Source organism: Sulfitobacter sp. M05 (genome assembly GCF_029285175.1).
Classification (GTDB): Bacteria; Pseudomonadota; Alphaproteobacteria; order Rhodobacterales; family Rhodobacteraceae; genus Sulfitobacter.
In genome coordinates, this window is sequence record NZ_JABEDH010000001.1 from 1077042 (window position 1) to 1097159 (window position 20118).

Sequence of the window (20118 nt, forward strand, 5' to 3'; positions counted from 1 at the left end):
ATGTTTGGGGGCCCGCAGAACCTTTGGGGAGGAACGAGTGGCACGACTAGACCGCTATATGCTGTCACAGCTATTGCTGCTTTTTGGCTTTTTCGCCCTTGTGCTGGTTGCGCTGTTCTGGATCAATCGGGCGGTTGTCTTGTTTGACCGGCTGATCGGAGATGGGCAATCCGCCCTTGTTTTCCTGGAGTTTGCCGCCCTGGGCCTGCCCAAGCTGATCACCACGGTTCTGCCCATCGCCACCTTTGCCGGCGCGGTCTATGTCACCAACCGGATGTCATCCGAATCCGAACTGACCGTTTTACAATCAACCGGATCAAGCCCTTGGCGTCTGGCGCGACCGGTGTTCATCTACGGGGTTTGCGTTGCGGCGATGATGAGCATCCTAAGCCATTTTCTGGTCCCCATGGCACAGGGCGAATTGACCCACCGCGAAAATGAAATCTCGCAAAATATCACCGCAAGCCTTTTGCGCGAAGGCCAGTTCCTGCACCCAACGCGAAACGTCACTTTCTACACCCGCGTTATCGATTCCAGCGGCGTGTTGCGGGATGTCTTCCTTTCGGACCGTCGCAACCCCGCCGAAGGTGTGATCTATACCGCCGCAGAGGCCTATCTGGTACGCAATGGTGCCGGCACCACTCTGATCATGGTCGATGGTCTGGCGCAGCGGTTAAACAAATCCGATTCCCGTCTGGCCACCGCCAAGTTCCGCGATTTTTCCTTTGATATTTCGACCCTCGTGAATCAGAGCATTGCCAGCGCGCAGCCGGTTGCCAATCTGATTTCCCCCCGCTTGATGGCAGACTGGGACCATGTCGCCGCTGTGACCGGCGATACCAAGGGAGTCATCGCCGAAGAGCTGCACGGGCGTTTTGCGCAGCCCTTATTCTGCATCATCGCCGCCCTTGTGGGCTATGCCACATTGCTGGTGGGCGGATTTTCACGTTTCGGGGTCTGGCGCGAGATTGCCATCGCCTTTGGCCTGCTGATCGCCATTGACGGGATGCGCGGGGCACTGGTTGATACGGTACGCGAAGATGCCAGCCGCTGGCCGCTGCTGTATCTACCCTCGGTGGTCGGTGGCCTGCTGGTGCTTGCAATGCTTTGGCATGTGGCCAATTCCGGCTGGCTGAACAGCCTGCGTAGAAGGCGCGCAACATCATGATTTTGCATGTCTATTTCGCGCGCCGTTTCCTCCTGGCCTTTCTGATGATTTGCGGCGTCCTGTTTGCATTGGTGATGCTGGTCGACGCGGTTGAACAAGCCCGAAAATTTAGCGGGCTTGATCTGGGCTGGCAGCGGCTGTTGGGGCTGACGTTTCTGAATGCGCCGCAAACCATCAATCTGATTCTGCCGCTGATTGTAATTCTGGCCACCATCACGCTGTTTATTTCGTTGGCGCGTTCTTCGGAACTGGTGGTGACCCGCGCGGCGGGCCGGTCAGCCATGCGGGCGCTGATTGCCCCGGTCTTTGTGGCCTTTGTCATCGGGGTCATGGCCGTAGGCATGTTGAACCCGATTGTTGCTGCAACCGGCAACCGTTACCTGCAACTGTCCGAAAGTTATCGCGCCGGCGGTGCCTCGGCCCTGTCCATCAGCGACGAAGGTCTGTGGTTGCGTCAGGGCAATGCAGACGGGCAGACCGTGGTGCGCGCATGGCGGTCAAACGCGGATGCCTCTGTCCTCTATGAGGTGTCCTTTATCTCCTATGATCTGGAAAACGGTCCCGTGCGTCGGATCGAGGCCGCAAGCGCCGCTTTGATGGATGGCGCATGGTCTTTGAACGACGCCAAGGCTTGGCCACTGACCCCCGGGGTGAACGCCGAGGCCAATGCCCAGTATTTCGAAACGCTGGAAATTCCGTCGTCCCTGACGCTGGAGCGTATCCGCGAGAGCATTGGCAAACCCGCAGCTGTGTCGATCTATGATCTGCCCACCTTCATCCGCCAGCTCGAACAAGCCGGGTTTTCCGCACGTCGTCACGAGGTCTGGTTGCAGACTGAACTTGCCCGCCCCCTGTTCCTGATGGCGATGGTTCTGGTTGCCAGCGCCTTTAGTATGCGTCACACGCGATTTGGCGGCACCGGTGTTGCGGTGCTGATGGCGGTCTTGCTTGGCTTTGGTCTGTATTTCATCCGCAGCTTTGCGCAAATCCTGGGTGAAAACGGCCAGATCCCCGTTTTGCTGGCCGCATGGGCACCGCCGATAGCATCGGTATTGCTTGCGGTCGGACTACTTTTGCATGTGGAGGACGGCTGATGCTGCGCTGCCTATTTATCGTCCTTACTCTGGCCCTGCCCGCATCCCTGCACGCCCAGCAGGACGCCCAGGCTGCGGCCATCCTGATTGCCGACGAGGTGTTCATTGAAAGCGACCGCACGCTGGTCGCCCGTGGCAATGTAGAGGCGTTTCAGGACGGGACACGACTTCAGGCCAAATCCGTACGTTACAGTCAGGCTGACGGCAGTTTGATTATCGAGGGGCCGATCACGCTGACCGAGGGCAGCGAAACCTTGATCTTTGCTGATGCGGGGCAATTAGATGCCGATATGCGCAACGGCATTCTGACCGGCGCGCGGATGATCCTGAACCAGCAACTGCAACTGGCCGCTGCACAGGTACACCGGGTCGAAGGCCGTTACAGCCAGCTTTCCAAAGTATCTGCAACCTCTTGCAGGGTTTGCAACGACGGCAGTGCCCCCCTGTGGCAAATCCGTGCCCAGCGGGTGATCCATGACCGCCTTGAAGACCAGTTGTATTTTGATCAGGCCCAGTTTCGCATCCTGAACGTGCCGGTCTTCTATATCCCGCGCCTGCGTTTGCCCGGTCCGGGGCTGGAACGCGCCACCGGGTTTCTGGTGCCCTCAACCCGCACCACCTCGCAGCTCGGCACCGGCTTGAAGGTACCGTATTTTATCAAACTGGGCGACCACCGCGACCTGACCCTGACGCCCTATCTGTCCAGTGTGACCCGCACGCTTGAGTTCCGCTACCGTCAGGCGTTTCGCCGGGGGCGTATCACCTTTGACGGCGCCCTTACCCGCGACGATCAGCGCCCCGGCAAGCGGCGCGGTTATCTGTTCGGGCGCGGGCATTTCGATCTGGAACGGGATTTCAAGCTGGACTTCGACATCGAAACCACAACCGACCGCGCCTATCTGAACGAATACGGGTATTTTGTCGAAGACCGGCTGGAAAGCCAGATCACCGCAAGCCGTGCGCGGCGTGACGAATTTGTCAGAGCCAGCTTTTATAACTTCGAGAGCCTGCGGGCTGATGACATCAATGACAACCTGCCCACAGTGGTACTGGACGGCGAATATGAACGCCGCATCTTTCCTGAGACAACGGGCGGCGAACTGAGGCTGCGCCTGCAAGCCCATGCCCACCGGCGCAATTCGGACCGCGACAGCGATGGGCCAGATACCGATCTGGTGACCGACGGACGCGATGTGGCGCGCCTGCATGGCCAAGCAGACTGGCGCCGCCGGTTTACCTTTAACAATGGGTTGGTTGCCGATCTGCGCACCGGCGTCAGCTTCAACTTCTTTGACATCACGCAGGATGCCTCCTTTGCGCAGAACCATTCCGATATTGTACCCGTCGCCGCTTTGGCGCTGCGCTATCCGATGCTGCGGCGCGAAGGTGCGGGCGTGACCCAGTTTCTGGAACCCATCGCGCAAATCGGCTGGACCCGCGGACGCCGCCTGAACGTGCCCAATGACGAAAGCACCCGGGTTGAATTTGACGAAGGTAACCTGTTGTCCCTGTCGCGCTTTCCACGCCCCGACCGTCGCGAACGCGGCACGGTGGCGGCTGTTGGGTTGAACTGGTCGCGCATCAACCCACAAGGCTGGGACAGCCATATCTCTGTGGGGCAAGTGTTCCGCAGTGACAGCGATCCGGACTTTTCGGCGACCACAGGTCTTGGCGGGGTGTCGTCGAACATCCTGTTGGCCGCCCAGATCGTGACGCCAAACGGGCTTTCCTTGTCTGGCCGTAGCCTGTTCGACAAGAATTTCCGCTTTGCCAAGGCAGAGGTGCGCGGCAATTGGGGGTTCAGCCGAGGATCACTGGCCGGCAGCTATATCTGGCTGGACGATGATGCCGCAGAAGAACGCGCCGAAGCGGTATCGGAAATTCTGCTGGCCGGGCGCTACGAGATCAATAACAACTGGGAAGTCAAAGCCGACTGGCGCTTTAACGTCGCAGACGACCGCGCGGCCACCGCGGGCCTTGGCATCAGCTATAACAACGAATGTGTCGGCGTCGATCTTTCGGTGGCGCGCAGCTATTCTTCGTCAACGGCGGTTGAGCCTACCACCAGTTTGGGGTTTAACGTCGGTCTAAGAGGCTTTTCAGCCAAGGCGGGCAACCAAAAATATAATCGCTCATGCAAAAGGTGATCCAGATGAAATTTTCGGCAGTGGTTCGGGGCATGGCCCTTGCGGGTGCGATGATCCTCGGTGTTCAGACAGCGCAGGCGCAGAACCTGTTCGCCCCTGCGGCGCGGGTGAACGACACGGTTGTCACCGAGTTCGAAGTGCAGCAACGCCAGCGGTTCCTGCAATTGCTGAATGCCCCCGGCTCGGACCGCGACAGTGCCCTGCAAGGTTTGATCGACGATCGGTTGCGGGCCGCTGCGGTGGCGCAGGCCGGCATTTCCCTGACCGACGAGGGGCTGAACGAAGGGCTTGCCGAATTTGCGTCACGCGCCAACCTGACCCTGCCGGAATTCACCAAGGCGCTTGAGCAATCCGGCGTGTCCCGTGAGACACTGCGTGACTTTGTTGCCAACTCACTGGGCTGGCGTGAACTGATCCGGGGCCTCTATTCCCGTCAGGCCACGGTCTCGGAGGCTGAAATCAAACGAGCTCTTGGCAATACCAAGTCAACCGGCTCCGGCCTGCGGGTGCTGTTGTCCGAAATCATCATCCCCGCCCCGCCCCAGCGCGCCGCACAGGTGATGGCGTTGGCCGAGCGGATCGCACAGTCGAAATCCGCAGCCGAGTTCTCGCGTTACGCCTCGCAGTATTCCGCCACCGCTTCGCGTGGGCGGGGCGGGCGTATGCCATGGACGCCGCTGGACCAATTGCCGCCAACCCTGCACCCGCTGTTGCTGGCCCTTGGTCCGGGTGAAGTCACCGCGCCTTTGCCAATTCCCAACGCTGTTGCCCTGTTCCAGCTGCGCGGCATCGAGGAAAGCGGCAAGCCGGCCAAGGTTTATTCCGAGATCGAATACTCCGCCTATTTCATGCCCGGTGGCCGCTCTGAGGACACGCTGGCGCAAGCCGCCCGCCTGCGCGGCGAAGTCGACACCTGTGACGATCTTTACGCCATCGCCAAAGGTCAGCCCGAAGAGGTTCTGGAACATCAGACCAAAGCGCCAAAAGACATTCCGCAAGACATCGCTTTTGAATTGGCAAAGCTGGACAACGGCGAAGTCTCAACAGCGCTGACACGCGCCAATGGCGAAACGTTGGTATTCTTGATGCTGTGTAACCGGACGGCGGCCGCAAATGCCGAAGCCACCCGTGACGATGTGATCAGCGCCCTGCGCCAGCGCAAATTGCAGGGGTTTGCAAACCTCTATATGCAACAATTGCGCGCCGATGCGCATATCCTGATGCAATGAGCCAGCCTCGTCTGCCGGTTGCAATCTCCTGCGGTGAACCTGCCGGCATCGGACCCGAGGTTGCAGCCGGTGCATGGTCTGCTTTGGCGGATGAGGTGCCGATGGTCTGGCTGGGTGATCCGGCCCATCTGCCCGAAGACACCCCGCACCGGGTTGTATCCGATCCAAAAGACGCAGCCGAAATCAGCCCCAATGCCCTGCCGGTCCTGGCTCAGGATTTCAGCACGCCACGTCAGCCCGGCACGCCCGATCCGGCCCATGCCCCGCATGTCATCAACATGATCGCCCGTGGTGTGGCGCTGGTGCAGGAAGGACAGGCCCTGGCGCTTTGTACGGCCCCGATCCACAAGAAGGCGCTGAAAGACGGGGCGGGCTTTGCCCATCCCGGCCATACCGAATACCTTGCCGCATTGGCGGGGGTCGAAAACGTTGTGATGATGCTGGCCTGCGAACAGCTGCGCGTTGTGCCTGCCACAATCCACATCGCACTTGATCAGGTGCCACAACAGCTGACACCGCACGCCCTGCGACAGGTGATCGAAACCACCCACGCTGGCCTGCGCGACCGGTTTGGCATTGCGGCCCCGCGCCTCGCCATTGCCGGTCTGAACCCACATGCCGGCGAAGGTGGCACCATGGGGACACAGGAACGCGACTGGATCAATGAACTGGTCACACAGATGCAGGGTGAAGGGTATGCCCTATCCGGCCCCTTGCCGGCAGACACGATGTTCCATGCAGCGGCACGTGTCCGCTATGACGCGGCGGTTTGTATGTATCACGATCAGGCGCTGATCCCAATCAAGACCTTGGATTTTGACAAGGGCGTAAACGTCACACTGGGCTTGCCGTTTATCCGCACCTCACCGGATCATGGCACCGCCTTTGACATCGCAGGCAAAGGCCTCGCAAACCCCACCAGCATGATCGAGGCCATCCGTCTGGCCTATCGCATGGGAACCACCGGATGAGTACAATCGACACCCTGCCGCCACTGCGCGACGTGATTGCAACACATGGGCTGTCCGCGCGCAAATCACTGGGCCAGAACTTTCTGCTGGACCTCAACCTGACCGCTAAAATCGCCCGTCAGGCTGGTGACCTTACAAACTGCGATGTGCTTGAAATCGGTCCCGGCCCAGGCGGGTTGACCCGTGGATTACTGTCCGAAGGTGCGCGCCGTGTGTTGGCCATTGAAAAAGATCCGCGCTGCCTGCCGGCACTGGCCGAAATCGGTGATGCATATGCCGGGAAGTTGCAGGTGATCGAGGGAGACGCGCTTGAGATCAACCCGCTGGAGCATCTGACACCGCCAATCCGTGTGGCCGCCAACCTGCCCTATAACGTCGGCACCGAATTGCTGGTGCGCTGGCTGACACCCGCCCAGTGGCCGCCGTTCTGGCAAAGCCTGACCTTGATGTTCCAGCGCGAAGTGGCAGAGCGGATCGTCGCCCTGCCCGGGTCTAAAGCCTATGGTCGTCTTGCCCTGCTGGCGCAGTGGCGGGCGGATGCGCGCATTGTGCTGCACCTGCCCCCCGAAGCTTTTACCCCCCCGCCCAAGGTCTCCTCTGCGGTGGTGCATCTGACTGCCCTGCCCGAGCCGCGTTTTTCAGCGGACCCTGCAATCCTGAACCGGGTTGTAGCCGCTGGCTTTAACCAGCGCCGCAAGATGCTGCGCGCCTCCCTGAAAGGGGTCGCACCGGATATGGAAGACCGCCTGCGGGCTGCCGGGATTAAACCCACCGAACGCGCCGAACAAGTATCGCTGGAAGCCTTTTGCGCCCTGGCCCGTGAGGTGGCAAAAAAGTGAGACAGCTGGCGGCACTGGTGATGATCCTTGCCTTGACCGCCTGCGCCGCCAAAGGCCCCGAGGCAGGCAGCGAGACCCAAATAGCGGCCCTCGCGCAAAACCTGCGCCAGATGTCACCGGATGTGGACCCGCAAGAGGCCGCACGCGCGGCGCGGATTTCATACCAGACGGCCTTTGCCCTGGCGCAAACCTATCAGATCACCGACCACCCGCTGATCCACAACAGCAAGGTGAACGCCGGCACAAAACCACGCGGCCTGTGTTACCATTGGGCCGAAGACATGCAGGCGCGGCTGTTGCGTGAAGGGTTCAAAACGCTGGATGTGACCCGCGCCATTGCAAATGCACACTCACGGATTTTGATTGATCACAGCACCGCCGTGCTGATCCCGAAAGGGGCCGCCATGACTGACGGTGTGGTGATTGACCCATGGCGCGGCGGTGGGCGGTTGTTTTGGGCACCGGTCAAGGATGACCAACGCTATGACTGGTTGCCCCGCGCACAGGTGCTGCGGGAGCTGGGGCGCATTCATTACATCCAGCGCACCGATGGATCACTGGCACCGCCACCTGTCGATTAAAGCCCCCGGCCTTTAACTGATGGATACATGTCTAGGGTCGGGCGCTCTCAACGAGAGAGCCAGAACCATCACATGCAGAACGCCATTTAACACGTTGAAATAAATGATCTAAGTCAAGGTTTACGGCAACCACTCCTTTCACGAAACGCTCAAGGATTAGCGCCCCGCGGCTCCCTCTGTCTCGTCCCGGCCTCAATGAATCGGAACACGCTTTGCAGAGATTTTGCACTTTGCAATATTCGTTTCACCCCAAATGCAAACACCGCTCTGACCAGCAAGGCCATTGCCCGCAGAACAACGGAAACACTGAAACCTAAGCGCAAGATAGAAAAAACCCCGCACATCGGCGGGGCTTTTCCAAATTACTCTGCAGCTTCTGGCTGATCACCGCTGTCGCCTGCACTCTCGGGTTTGGGCTTCGGCTTGGGCTTGCGCCGCGGGGCACGTTTCGGCTTGGGCTTGCTTTCAGGGGTTTCAACCAACCCGCTGTCATCGTCATTCTCTGCTTCAACCACCGGCTGCTCTGCCTCAGCCGCATGTCCGCCACGCTGCTCTTTGCCACCGGGCTGGGGCTGTTGGCCAGCGGGTTGTTGCTGTGCGGCCTGATTGGCTTCACGCTCCTGGCGCTCTGCCCGTTCACGATCACGCTCTGCCTGACGCTCGCGGTTCTGACGCTCTTGCTCTTCGCGGCGCTCGTCCATCTCGCGCTGCGCCTCTGATAACATCCGCAGATAATGCTCTGCATGCTGCTGGAAATTCTCGGCGGCAACCCGGTCATTAGACAACTGGGCATCACGCGCCAGTTGATTGTACTTTTCAATCACCTGACTTGGTGTGCCGCGCACCTTACCTTCAGGGCCGGAGCTGTCAAAGACACGGTTGACGACATTGCCGCCCTGATTGTTATTGCTGCGGTTGCGGTTGTTCTTGGACCGGCCCCGGGATCTTGTGGATTTCATGAAAGGATATCAGCCTTTGGTGCTGTTTCGCCAAGGGAGACCGATTGCGCAACGCGCGGGGATCATCGGTCGAGAAAATGTTGGGTTAAAAACCGCGCGGGACCGCCAAAGGCATCCACCGCTGCAACACCTTTGAATAACCATGCCAACGCCCCTACGGCAAGGGCAAAGTCGCCCGTTTGGCGCAAAAAATGCAGTTTTACGCCGGTTGCGCCGCACAAACCACACGCGGCCTACCGTCCAGATCATGCGCCAGCTCGACACTGGCCCATCCGGCAGCCGTGAAAATCGCGCAAACCTCTGCGCCCTGCTGCCAGCCGATTTCAACCATCACACGACCATTTACAGTCAGGTAAGATTGCGCATTCTCTGCAATGATCCGGTAGACCGACAACCCATCCAGCCCGTCGGTCAGGGCCATGCGCGGCTCATGGTCACGCAATTCCGGCGCAACATCCGCCATTTCCGTGATCGCCAGATAGGGTGGATTCGACACGATCAGATCAAACCGCCCCTCGACCGCATTGAACCAGTCGGATTGAATGACCTGCGCCCGCGCCGCCACATCATGCAAAACCGCGTTTGCACTGGCCTGCAAACAAGCCGTTTCAGACAGGTCGGCCCCGACGCCCGTGGCATCGCTTCGTTCTGCAAGCAAAGTCACAAGGATGCAGCCCGATCCGGTGCCCAGGTCCAGCACCCGCGCAAAGGGCGCGGCAAGGGCCAGATCAATCAGGGTTTCGGTTTCCGGGCGCGGATCCAGTACCTCGCGACTGATTTTGAAATCACGGCCATAAAACGCCCGCGCCCCGACCAGTTGCGATACCGGCACCCGCACCGCCCGCAATGCAACAAGTTGATCAAAACGTTCGGCAATCTCAGGAGCAATTTCTTCCGGCGCAATCAATGTCACCCGCGCCGCATCGACACTTGCAGCATGGGCCAGCAAAAGGCGCGCATCTCGCGCCGGATCGGGCACCCCGGCGGCACGCAGCCGCGCCGCAGCCGCCGCCATCGCCTGTGCGGCCGTACTCAACCGTTCATCTCGGCCATCAGCCGGGCCTGCGCATCCGCCGTCAAAGCATCGACAATCTCGTCCAGATCACCCTGCATCACCGCATCCAACCGATAGAGCGTCAGATTGATCCGGTGATCCGTCATCCGCCCTTGCGGGAAATTATAGGTTCTGATCCGTTCCGAGCGATCCCCCGATCCTACCTGCGACGCACGATCCGCAGAGCGTTCATCGTCCATCCGGCTCCGCTCCATATCATAAAGCCGTGCCTTCAGGACCTGCATCGCCTTGTCGCGGTTACGGTGCTGGGATTTCTCCGACGAGGTCACCACGATACCGGTGGGAATATGGGTGATGCGCACAGCAGAATCGGTGGTATTCACATGCTGGCCACCCGCGCCCGACGACCGCATCGTATCAATACGGATGTCGTTGGCGTTAATTTCAATGTCCACATCTTCGGCTTCGGGCAAAACCGCCACTGTCGCGGCAGATGTATGGATACGTCCCCCCGATTCTGTGGTTGGCACCCGCTGTACCCGATGCACGCCGCTTTCGTATTTCAGCCGCGCAAAAACATTCTGGCCGGTGATATGCGCCACCACTTCCTTGACACCGCCAAGTTCGGTCATCTGCTCTTCGATCAATTCAAAGCCCCAGCCGCGCGCCTCAGCATAGCGCTGGTACATCCGCAGCAAATCCGCCGCAAACAACGCTGCCTCGTCCCCGCCTGTGCCCGGCCTGATCTCAAGCATGGCCGGTTTCGCATCCGCCGCGTCCTTGGGCAACAGCGCCACCTGCAAATCTGCCTCGGCCTCGGGCAAAGCCGCCTTGATCCGTGGCAATTCCTCTTGCGCCAGTTCGGCCATCTCGGGATCAGCCATCATCGCCTGCGCCTCGTCCAGATCACGCAGCAACTGCATATAGGCGTCGATCTGTTCAACCACGGGCCGCAGATCCGCGTACTCCTTGGCCAAGGCCGCAAAATCCGCCCCCTCAGAGCCAGATGACATGGAAGCTTCCAGAAACTGGAAACGCTGAGAGATTTGTTCAAGCCGGTCCAATGGTATCATACTGGCATCCTGTCGCTGATAGAAAGGCTTTGGTCAAGGGGCGCGTCGTGCTATGATCACGCTATGAAACGCCTTTGCTTCCTCGCGGGCCTGATGGCCCTGCCCGCCCATACGGCAGCTTTTGCCGATGCAACCTACCCAAATGGCAAGACCGTTGATTGCTATTGCACAGACCGCAGTCACAACCGGATCGAATTGGGTGAAACGATTTGTTTACAGGTCGACGGACGCATGTTCATGGCACAATGCCAGATGTCGCTGAATGTCCCCATGTGGCGCGAAGTTCAGGAAGGTTGCCTGTCTTCGTCACTCGATCGCAGCGCGCCACCCCTTGATCCGCTTGGCATTCACCCCAAGATCTGACCGGCCAAACCGCGCCCTCCCATAGACCTCAAGATAGCGGATGTCGCCCTCTTCCACGAGCCCCTGATAGATGCCGATCGTGGTAAAATCCGGAAACCCGAAAACTTGCGAACGCGTGACAAATGTCACCTGCCCTGCATCCACCGATCCCGCCACAACCTGCGTGCGCGGTGTTGCAGAGATGACTTCGGCCAGTGCACGCAAACGCGCCTCCTCATCGCCGGCAACCGGTTCCCGCCAGACAAAGGATTTTGCCCCCAGTTTCGCCCCCATGCCGGAGGGATAGGCCTGCTGATGCCACTCTTCAGGCACCACAGGTGTCAGCCGCACATAGGCCATTGCCGCCACCACAACAAACAGCACGCCCCAGATGATCATGCGCAGGCCCCCAAGCTTCATCTTGCCAATAAACTCAATTCCACCGCATCAGCGGTACACAACACCCGGCAGGACACATAACATCTCATACAGGATATTTGCCCCTGTCAGCGCCGTATTGCCGGAAGTATCATAAGGCGGTGAAACCTCTACCAGATCACCACCTACAATGTTCAACCCACGCAACGCGCGGATCAACTCCAGCGCTTGCGGCGTGGTCAGGCCGCCGATCTCGGGCGTACCGGTGCCCGGTGCATAAGCCGGATCAAGACTGTCGATGTCATAGGTCAGATAGACCGGCACCTCACCAATGTCGCGCCGGATTTCCGCCCCCAGCGTGGCCAGACTGCGCCCCCAAAGCTCATGTGCAGGAAACTGCTGGAACCCCCATCCCGCAGCTTCGGCAAAATCATCCGCGGAATACCCGGTTCCCCGCAGCCCGATTTGGTATGTTTTTGAAGGGATTATCAGACCTTCCTCATACGCGCGACGAAACACGGTGCCGTGACATTCGCGCTCACCGAACATCTCGTCATTCACATCTGCATGGGCATCCACATGGATCAATGCTACAGGCCCGTGTCGCTTTGCAATGGCGCGCAGGATCGGCAGCGTGATTGAATGGTCTCCGCCGATTGCCAGCGGCTTCACGTCGGACTTGAGGATGCCGTCGTAACTCTCTGCAATGATGCGTAAACTATCACTCAATGAGAAGGTGTTGATCGCCAGATCACCAATATCCGCTACCTGCAGGCCATCAAAAGGCGCGGCACCCGTCCCCAGATTGTAAGGCCGCAACATCGCGGATTCCGCGCGCACCTGTTTGGGACCGAACCGTGTGCCCGACCGCCATGACGTCCCAATGTCCAAAGGGATGCCCAGAACCGCCACATCCAGCCCAGCCAGCGCGTTCACCGCCGGCAGCCGCATAAAGGTATTCGGACCAGAAAATCGGGCCAGATCGTTACCGCTGATCGGTTGATTTTTTTCGCTCATGCCAAAGACCTCTCTGTCGGGCAGAAGATGCGCACCAGCCCAACACCTTCCAAAACAACCAACCACGCGTTGATCCCCCACCATGCAATGTCAAACCAGCATTGCAAGACCCAGAAGCTCAACGCCATCAAGCCCGCGCAAAACATCAAGGTGAGTGAAACGATTTGTAAAGCAATCGCCCGCTGGGGTCGCATCGCGACAAAACGCGCAGCCAGACCACATAGCGCAAACAGAATGTCGATTGGCAGGAATGACCAATTCCAAACTACGATCATAGGGTTACGGTAATCTGGATACATCGCTTCTGGATCAACAGAGATCCACCCCAGCGCAACAACCGACGCAAATGCCCAATAGATCAGCATCCCCACCTCTGTGACGGTCAGGGCAACTTTCATTTCTGCCGCATCCTGTGTCCCAGCAGGCAGAGGATTTCGGTCGCCACATGGGCCCCTGCAATCGCGGTTGCGCCGGTTGTGTCAAACGGCGGCGAAACTTCAACAACGTCCCCGCCCATAATGTTGATACCCGCCAGATCGCGCAGCATAATCGCTGCTTGCCCGGAGGTCAGACCACCCCAAACCGGCGTACCTGTGCCCGGGGCAAAAGCCGGATCCAGCGCATCAATGTCAAATGTCAGATAGCAAGGCCGGTTGCCGAGAATCTCCTTAATACGCATCACCGCCGCCTGCGGCCCCCGCTCGTGGACCTCGCGCGCATCAATGGTCGCCACCCCCAAAGTGTCGGGGTTTGTTGTCCGGATACCCACCTGCACCGACGTATGCGGATCAACGATGCCCGATTTCACCGCCTTGTAAAACATCGTGCCATGGTCAATCCGATCCATATCGTCGTCCGGCCAAGTATCTGAATGAGCATCGAACTGTAATAGACTGATAGGGCCGTATTTTTCGGCATAAGCCTTGAGGATCGGAAAGCTGATATAGTGATCCCCGCCCAAGGTCACACTGGCCGCGCCCGCATCAAGAATACTCTTAATATGCGCAGTCAACGCTGCCGGAAACTTTGATGTATGGCCGTAGTCAAACGCCAGATCCCCGTAGTCCGCGATGGCAAATTCGCTCAGCACGTCAAAGTCCCAGCCATAAGGCGGATCATAGGGTTGCAGGCTGCTCGCCTCGCGGATCGCCCGCGGACCCAGCCGCGTACCGGTTCGGTTGGTCACAGCCTGATCAAAAGGCACCCCCGTCACGGCGATATCCACGCCGGTCAGGTCCTTGGTATATTTGCGGCGCAGAAAGGAGGTCGCCCCGCCAAAGGCATTCTCGAAACTCGCCCCCTTCAAATCATCGCGCGTAAAGGCCTGATCAACCTGGTTTGCTGCATCTTCCAGTGCCATTTCATGCGCCTCCTACAGGCTGTGCCCGCTCGACCAGCCGCGCAAAGAACGAGGCTCCGATTGGCGCAATATCATCGTTAAAGTTATACTTGGCATGATGCACGCTGGCACCTTCGCCCTGTCCCAGCATCAAATAGGCCCCTGGGCGCGCCTCAAGCATATATGAGAAATCCTCGGCCCCCATGACAGGCGAAAATGCAGCCTCGACCCCTGCTTCACCGGCAACCTCACCTGCAACATCAATCGCGAAATCGGTTTTGGCAGCGTCATTGACGGTTGGCGGATAGCCAAATTCAAAATCCAGCTCGGCCTGCAAATCGTAACTTGCAGCATGTCCGTCTACGATTGCCTGCATCCGGCGTACGGCCATCGCCTGCACCTCTTTGTCAAAGGTACGCACAGTCCCGTTAATATAGACCTCTCCGGGAATGACATTGTCAGTGGTGCCGGTATGAATCTGTGTTGTTGAAATCACCAACTGGGACAACGGATCGGTATTCCGGCTTACAATGGTTTGCAAAGACTGCACAATTGCGCAAGCTGCGACAACCGGATCGACACATTCATGGGGCTGCGCGCCATGGCCGCCCTTGCCGGTAAGGTTGATCGTAAACGTATCTGCGGCCGCCATAATTGGCCCCGGCGTGGTGTGAAACCGGCCAAAGTCCAGACCCGGCGCGTTGTGAATCGCATAGACTTGCGTGATGTCGAACCGCTCCATCACACCTTCTTGCACCATGACTTCGCCGCCACCGCCAAACTCTTCGGCCGGTTGGAACAGCAATGCCACGCGCCCCGCAAAATTGCGCGTTTCCGCGAGGTATTTCGCAGCACCCAACAGCATCGCCGTGTGTCCGTCATGGCCACAGGCGTGCATTTTGCCCGCATGCGTGCTGGCATAGGGCACGCCGGTTTCCTCGGTGATTGGCAGGGCATCCATATCCGCGCGCAGTCCAATTGTCGGGCCCGTGCCCTGCCCGTTGATAATCGCGACGATGCCGGTTTTGGCCACCCCTTCGACAATCTCGTCAACGCCAAATTCGCGCAGACGCTCGGCCACGAACGCTGCTGTTTGATGACATTCCAAACCCAATTCCGGGATCGTATGAAGGTGCCGGCGCCAAGCCGTCATATCGGCGCTGAAATCGGCAATGCGGTTGACCACTGGCATGGGCTGGACTCCTTTGGTGAGGTTCATCAGGGTGCATCTGACACAAGACAGGACAATGCTGCAATGGCCCGCGATCAAAATCACGACCTTATCAACAATCCCGACGGCGGCATCGAACGCCTGCTGGAAATCATGCGTCGCCTGCGCGATCCTGACACAGGATGCCCCTGGGACATCGAACAGAATTTCGATAGCATCGCCCCCTATACCATTGAAGAAGCTTATGAAGTAGCCGACGCCATCGCCCGCAAAGACTGGCCCGATCTGGAGGGTGAACTGGGCGATCTCTTGCTGCAATCGGTCTATCACACGGCCATGGGGGAAGAGGCGGGGCATTTCACTTTTGCCTCTGTGGTGCGCAATATCTCGGACAAGATGGTCGCCCGCCACCCGCATGTTTTTGGCGACGAAAGCCGCGATAAATCAGCCGACCAGCAAACCGTCGATTGGGAAGCGATCAAAGCCAAGGAACGCGCTGGAAAAGCGCAACAGGGGACGCTGGACGGCGTCGCTCTTGGCTTGCCCGGGATGACACGCGCCGTAAAACTTCAGAAACGTCTGGCGCGGGTTGGATTTGACTGGGGTGAAACCGCCAGCGTTCTCGACAAGATTGTCGAGGAAGCAAGCGAGTTGGCCGAGGCCCGCGATGCCATGGACGCCGACGCCATGGAGGATGAATTCGGCGATTTGTTATTCGTCATGGCCAACCTCGCCCGTCACCTTGGGGTGGACCCGGAAGTCGCGGTAAGACGGACAAACAGCAAGGTCGAACGGCGCTTTGGCGAAATAGAAAAGCGCCTTGCCGCAGCTGGAAAAACCCCGGCCCAAAGCACCCTGCAAGAAATGGACAGCCTGTGGGACGCTGTCAAAGCCGATGAGCGGAGCGACGCCAACACAGGCTGAAGCGCCCCTTTTTTTTCACCTTCTTTTCCCCTATCTCTAGGAGAAAGAAGGAAAAAAACATGCAGCCACGCAAAGTCATCATCGATACAGACCCGGGACAGGACGACGCGGTCGCGATCCTGCTGGCCCTAGCAAGTCCGGAAGACATCGACATATTGGGAATTACCTGCGTTGCGGGCAATGTGCCACTGGACCTGACATCAAAAAATGCACGTATTGTCTGTGAGTTAGCAGGCAAAACTGATGTAAAGGTTTATGCCGGATGTGACCGCCCGATGGGCCGTCCCCTGGTCACAGCTGAGCATGTTCATGGCAAAACCGGCCTAGACGGCCCAAACCTGCCAGATCCGACCATGACATTAAGTGATGGCCATGGCGTTGATTTCATTATTGAATTACTTCGAAAAGAACCTGCCGGTTCGATCACTCTCTGCCCTTTGGGGCCGTTAACAAACATCGCAACCGCCTTTGAAAAAGCGCCTGACATCATTGAGCGTGTCGGCGAAATTGTCTTGATGGGCGGCGGATATTTCGAGGGGGGAAACATCACACCCACCGCGGAATTTAACGTTTACGTTGACCCGCAAGCTGCTGATATTGTGTTTAAATCTGGCGCTCCCATTGTGGTTATGCCACTTGACGTAACCCATAAGGCTCTGGTCACCAAATCGCGCAACAACGCCTTTCGAGCGCTCGACACCCCTGTCGGCATTGCCGTGGCCCAGATGACCGATTTCTTTGAACGCTTTGACAAAGAGAAATACGGAACGGAAGGCGCACCGTTACATGATCCTTGCGTCACCGCCTATTTGATCAAACCCGATCTTTTTACCGGTCGGCACATCAATGTTGAGATCGAAACTCAATCCGAGTTGACCATGGGCATGACCGTCGCGGATTGGTGGCGGGTGACGGACCGGGAACCAAATGCCCTGTTTATTGGTGATCTTGACGCGGAAGGGTTCTTTGACCTGCTGACCGAACGATTGGCAAGGTTGTGAGCGCGGCACTTACCCTCGCCCGCCCTGAACACCTCGACCGGTTGGCCGCCCTCTGCGCGGCCTTCCATGCAGAGGAAGGAATTTCCCAAACCGATGAAGCACGCCGCGCAGCACTCGCGCCGCTGCTGGAGGGGTCGCCCTATGGTGCCGCCTATCTGATCGGACCTGCCCGCGCGCCGATCGGATACCTTGTTGTGTGCTTTGGCTGGTCGATCGAATTTGGCGGTCTCGATGCGATCCTTGACGAACTCTATATCCGGCCCGGTGTGCGCGGCCGCGGAATTGCAACGGAGAGCTTGATCACCTTGCCGCGCGCGTTGGCGGAAGGTGGCCTGCGGGCCATTCATCTCGAAGTGGATCGGGAAAATGACGCTGCCATTAAGCTCTATAAACGCGCCGGATTTGTATCCCGCGAGAAATATATGTTCATGTCGAGGGAGCTTTGATCCTATGCGCATACCTTTCTCCAACAGCTACGCTGAACTGCCCGAAGCTTTCTTTGCGCGACAAGATCCCACCCCCGTTGCGGCACCGACACTATTGGCCTTCAATGAGAGTTTGGCAAAACTACTGAACATAGAAGTTACTGATTTAAAGGAAAAAACGCAAATTTTTGGGGGTAATTTAATACCCCAATATGCGATCCCCTTGGCACAGCGTTATGCCGGGCACCAGTTTGGGAACTTCAATCCGCAGCTTGGCGATGGGCGCGCGGTTCTGCTGGGCGAGGTCATTGGCACGGACGGCATACGCCGCGATATCCAGCTCAAAGGGTCTGGTCCGACCCCCTTATCCCGCCGGGGAGATGGCCGCGCTTGGCTGGGTCCGGTGTTGCGCGAATATGTGGTGTCAGAGGCGATGGCCGCGCTTGGCATCCCGACCACACGTGCCCTTGCTGCGGTGTCCACCGGAGAGGATATCTGGCGCGAACAAGGTGCCCTGCCCGGGGCTGTACTGACCCGGGTAGCGCAAAGCCATCTGCGGGTTGGAACCTTTCAGGTCTTTGCCCATCGCGGCGAGGTCGACAATCTGCGCACCTTGACAGATTACACCATCCGCCGCCACTATCCCGACGCAGCCGGCCCAATGGATCTGTTACGCGCGGTCTGTACTGCACAGGCTGATCTGGTGACGCAGTGGATGTCAGTCGGCTTTATTCACGGTGTGATGAATACCGATAACTGCGCCATCAGCGGTGAAACCATCGATTATGGTCCCTGTGCCTTTATGGATGGCTTTCACCAGAACCGCGTCTTCAGCTCAATTGATACACAGGGGCGGTATGCCTTTGGGGCGCAACCAGGCATTGCCGTGTGGAATATGGCCCAGCTTGCCACCAGCCTGATCCAATTGTTCGATGACCGCGACGCGGCGGTGCAAGAGGCGACCGAAATTGTCCACGCCATGCCAGCGCAGCTTGAGGCAAACTGGCTGAAGCGTTTTGCCGCCAAAATCGGCATCAGCACGCCCCGCGACGGCGATGTGGACCTGATCGAAGGCCTGTTAGGGGTGATGCAATCCGACGGCGCTGATTTCACCAATACCTTCCGCGCACTTGGGACAGAGGCCGCCAGAGACCAGTTCACCAACCGCGACGCCTTTGAGCGTTGGAACGAGACCTGGCACAGCCGGATCAAGGATGAACCGGATCCGCAGTCCCTCATGCAATCTGTCAACCCTGCGGTCATACCGCGCAATCATCGGATGGAACAAATGATCCAAGCCGCCGTCGCTGGTGATATGGCCCCGTTCGAACGTTTGATGCGGGCCCTGGCAACCCCTTATACAGAGACGGATACAGACCTGTCACACCCCCCTTCCGAACATGAAATCGTGCCGGCCACCTTTTGTGGCACCTAAAGCGCCCCGCCTTTAACCTGAGCCATCATATATCGCTTTTCGCGGTCACCCAAAGACAGAAGCAGCGAACAAACGATGCATGTTTAAGGCGGGACGATCTAAGGGTGAACGCGGGGCTTACGATTGATCAGGTAAATCCCGCTGGCCACCAGCACCAAGGCCCCCCAGACCGAGGGGGCCACGTGTTCCGACAAAAGCACCCAGCCTAGGATCACTGAAAAAACCGGTGACAGAAAGCTGAAGGATGCGACCGAAGACGCCGGATAGATCGTCATCAGCCAGAACCAGACCAGAAAACCAAGGCTGGCGATGGCGATAATCTGGAACAGCAGGCCGGCCAGATGGATCGGTGCAACCTCGCGCAGCAAGGGACCGAAAAGCGGTGCCAGCACCAGCAGGATTGGCGCGGACACCAGAACCTGAAACATCAGCTGCTGGGCAGGTGGCACTGTGGACAGCGGTGTGGCGCGCACGCAGATCACAATGGCGGCCCAGCAGAATGCCGCCACCAGCGCCAGCACATCCCCCGTCCAGCTGACACTGCCGCCGCTGCGATCAGCCAGTGCCACCGCCACGCCTGACATGGCAAGCACAAGCCCCAAAACCTTGGCGGGCGTCAAGCGTTCACCGGGAAAAAACACATGTGCAATCAGCGACAACCAGACCGGCATGGAATAAAAGATCACCGAGGCCCGGCTGACGGTTGTGATATCCAATGCCGAAAAAAGGCAAATAAATTCAATGGTAAAGAACAGGCCTGAGGCAATTCCGCCGGCCCATGCCGGGCGTGGCACGGAAAAACTGACGCCGCGCATCCGCATCCACAAATACAGAACAAGCACCGCCCCGGCAGAGCGCACCCCGGCCTGAAACACCGGTCCAAAACCGCCCGATGTGACCTTGATCACCACCTGATTGAACGCCAGATGCAACGCAAATGCGATCAAAGCCGCCGCGCCAAATGCATCCATATGATCCTTGCGTTCCATCGGCCCAATAGCGCGGGTGAA

At 58.5% G+C, this 20118-nt stretch carries 21 protein-coding genes; 12 read left to right on the top strand and 9 right to left on the bottom strand.

Features of this window, described 5'->3' with window-relative positions; all coding sequences use genetic code 11:
• Positions 1 to 37: 37 nt before the first annotated feature.
• The 7 genes from lptF to HKX44_RS05480 are packed head-to-tail and all read left to right on the top strand — an operon-like array spanning position 38 to position 8029.
• Positions 38 to 1168 (top strand): LPS export ABC transporter permease LptF, encoded by a 1131-nt coding sequence (gene lptF / locus HKX44_RS05450; RefSeq protein WP_276150269.1) that lies wholly within the window; start codon positions 38 to 40, stop codon positions 1166 to 1168.
• A complete protein-coding gene (gene lptG, locus HKX44_RS05455) occupies positions 1165 to 2262 on the top strand; it encodes an LPS export ABC transporter permease LptG (RefSeq protein WP_276150270.1) in 1098 nt (365 codons plus the stop codon). Before lptF ends, lptG begins: the two co-directional genes overlap by 4 nt.
• Positions 2262 to 4409 (top strand): LPS assembly protein LptD, encoded by a 2148-nt coding sequence (gene lptD / locus HKX44_RS05460; protein ID WP_276150271.1) that lies wholly within the window; start codon positions 2262 to 2264, stop codon positions 4407 to 4409. The genes lptG and lptD overlap by 1 nt, the downstream gene beginning before the upstream one ends.
• A 32-nt stretch (positions 4410 to 4441) precedes the next feature.
• Positions 4442 to 5638, top strand: coding sequence for a peptidyl-prolyl cis-trans isomerase (locus HKX44_RS05465; RefSeq protein WP_276150812.1), 1197 nt, complete (start codon positions 4442 to 4444; stop codon positions 5636 to 5638).
• Positions 5635 to 6609, top strand: coding sequence for a 4-hydroxythreonine-4-phosphate dehydrogenase PdxA (pdxA, locus tag HKX44_RS05470; protein WP_276150272.1), 975 nt, complete (start codon positions 5635 to 5637; stop codon positions 6607 to 6609). Before HKX44_RS05465 ends, pdxA begins: the two co-directional genes overlap by 4 nt.
• A complete protein-coding gene (gene rsmA / locus HKX44_RS05475; protein ID WP_276150273.1) occupies positions 6606 to 7448 on the top strand; it encodes a 16S rRNA (adenine(1518)-N(6)/adenine(1519)-N(6))-dimethyltransferase RsmA in 843 nt (280 codons plus the stop codon). The genes pdxA and rsmA overlap by 4 nt, the downstream gene beginning before the upstream one ends.
• The gene (locus HKX44_RS05480) at positions 7445 to 8029 is read left to right on the top strand and encodes a hypothetical protein (protein WP_276150274.1); all 585 of its coding nucleotides are present in this window, start codon (positions 7445 to 7447) and stop codon (positions 8027 to 8029) included. The genes rsmA and HKX44_RS05480 overlap by 4 nt, the downstream gene beginning before the upstream one ends.
• Positions 8030 to 8391: 362 nt before the next feature.
• Here the strand turns inward: HKX44_RS05480 and HKX44_RS05485 are convergent, their stop codons facing one another.
• The 3 genes from HKX44_RS05485 to prfA all read right to left on the bottom strand — a co-directional run bounded on the left by HKX44_RS05485 (position 8392) and on the right by prfA (position 11076).
• On the bottom strand, positions 8392 to 8988 hold the full coding sequence (locus tag HKX44_RS05485) for a DUF4167 domain-containing protein (RefSeq protein ID WP_276150275.1): 597 nt from the start codon (positions 8986 to 8988) through the stop codon (positions 8392 to 8394).
• A gap of 199 nt (positions 8989 to 9187) precedes the next feature.
• The gene (gene prmC, locus HKX44_RS05490) at positions 9188 to 10003 is read right to left on the bottom strand and encodes a peptide chain release factor N(5)-glutamine methyltransferase (RefSeq protein ID WP_276150813.1); all 816 of its coding nucleotides are present in this window, start codon (positions 10001 to 10003) and stop codon (positions 9188 to 9190) included.
• 17 nt (positions 10004 to 10020) lie between these two features.
• Positions 10021 to 11076, bottom strand: coding sequence for a peptide chain release factor 1 (gene prfA, locus HKX44_RS05495; RefSeq protein ID WP_276150276.1), 1056 nt, complete (start codon positions 11074 to 11076; stop codon positions 10021 to 10023).
• 63 nt (positions 11077 to 11139) lie between these two features.
• Here prfA and HKX44_RS05500 point away from each other — a divergent pair, with 63 nt between their 5' ends.
• Positions 11140 to 11439, top strand: a complete 300-nt coding sequence (locus HKX44_RS05500) for a hypothetical protein (protein ID WP_276150277.1) — start codon at positions 11140 to 11142, stop codon at positions 11437 to 11439.
• Here the strand turns inward: HKX44_RS05500 and HKX44_RS05505 are convergent.
• From HKX44_RS05505 to HKX44_RS05525, 5 genes are read right to left on the bottom strand one after another with little or no spacing between them, the layout of a single operon-like run.
• Positions 11383 to 11817: a DUF1499 domain-containing protein gene (locus HKX44_RS05505; protein ID WP_276153195.1), complete on the bottom strand. Its 435-nt coding sequence runs from the start codon at positions 11815 to 11817 to the stop codon at positions 11383 to 11385. The genes HKX44_RS05500 and HKX44_RS05505 overlap by 57 nt on opposite strands.
• A 48-nt stretch (positions 11818 to 11865) precedes the next feature.
• Entirely contained in the window at positions 11866 to 12813 is a 948-nt protein-coding gene (gene speB, locus HKX44_RS05510) for an agmatinase (RefSeq protein ID WP_276150279.1), read from the bottom strand.
• Positions 12810 to 13211: a DUF5360 family protein gene (locus tag HKX44_RS05515; RefSeq protein ID WP_276150280.1), complete on the bottom strand. Its 402-nt coding sequence runs from the start codon at positions 13209 to 13211 to the stop codon at positions 12810 to 12812. Before HKX44_RS05515 ends, speB (HKX44_RS05510) begins: the two co-directional genes overlap by 4 nt.
• The gene (gene speB / locus HKX44_RS05520) at positions 13208 to 14173 is read right to left on the bottom strand and encodes an agmatinase (protein WP_276150281.1); all 966 of its coding nucleotides are present in this window, start codon (positions 14171 to 14173) and stop codon (positions 13208 to 13210) included. Before speB (HKX44_RS05520) ends, HKX44_RS05515 begins: the two co-directional genes overlap by 4 nt.
• A gap of 1 nt (position 14174) precedes the next feature.
• Complete coding sequence (locus tag HKX44_RS05525; RefSeq protein WP_276150282.1) at positions 14175 to 15344, bottom strand: M20 aminoacylase family protein; 1170 nt, start codon at positions 15342 to 15344, stop codon at positions 14175 to 14177.
• 63 nt (positions 15345 to 15407) lie between these two features.
• Here HKX44_RS05525 and mazG point away from each other — a divergent pair, with 63 nt between their 5' ends.
• Genes mazG through HKX44_RS05545 form a run of 4 tightly spaced genes read left to right on the top strand, consistent with a single transcriptional unit; the run spans position 15408 to position 19108 of the window.
• Positions 15408 to 16247, top strand: a complete 840-nt coding sequence (mazG, locus tag HKX44_RS05530; RefSeq protein WP_276150283.1) for a nucleoside triphosphate pyrophosphohydrolase — start codon at positions 15408 to 15410, stop codon at positions 16245 to 16247.
• A gap of 59 nt (positions 16248 to 16306) precedes the next feature.
• Positions 16307 to 17248 (top strand): nucleoside hydrolase, encoded by a 942-nt coding sequence (locus tag HKX44_RS05535; RefSeq protein WP_276150284.1) that lies wholly within the window; start codon positions 16307 to 16309, stop codon positions 17246 to 17248.
• Positions 17245 to 17694 carry a GNAT family N-acetyltransferase gene (locus HKX44_RS05540; protein ID WP_276150285.1) on the top strand — a complete coding sequence of 150 codons (450 nt, stop codon included), beginning with the start codon at positions 17245 to 17247 and terminating at the stop codon, positions 17692 to 17694. Before HKX44_RS05535 ends, HKX44_RS05540 begins: the two co-directional genes overlap by 4 nt.
• Before the next feature lie 4 nt (positions 17695 to 17698).
• Positions 17699 to 19108 carry a protein adenylyltransferase SelO gene (locus HKX44_RS05545; RefSeq protein WP_276150286.1) on the top strand — a complete coding sequence of 470 codons (1410 nt, stop codon included), beginning with the start codon at positions 17699 to 17701 and terminating at the stop codon, positions 19106 to 19108.
• A 98-nt stretch (positions 19109 to 19206) separates the two neighbouring features.
• On the opposite strand, the gene HKX44_RS05550 is transcribed toward HKX44_RS05545, so the two are convergent.
• Complete coding sequence (locus HKX44_RS05550; protein WP_276150287.1) at positions 19207 to 20097, bottom strand: DMT family transporter; 891 nt, start codon at positions 20095 to 20097, stop codon at positions 19207 to 19209.
• Positions 20098 to 20118 lie beyond the last annotated feature (21 nt).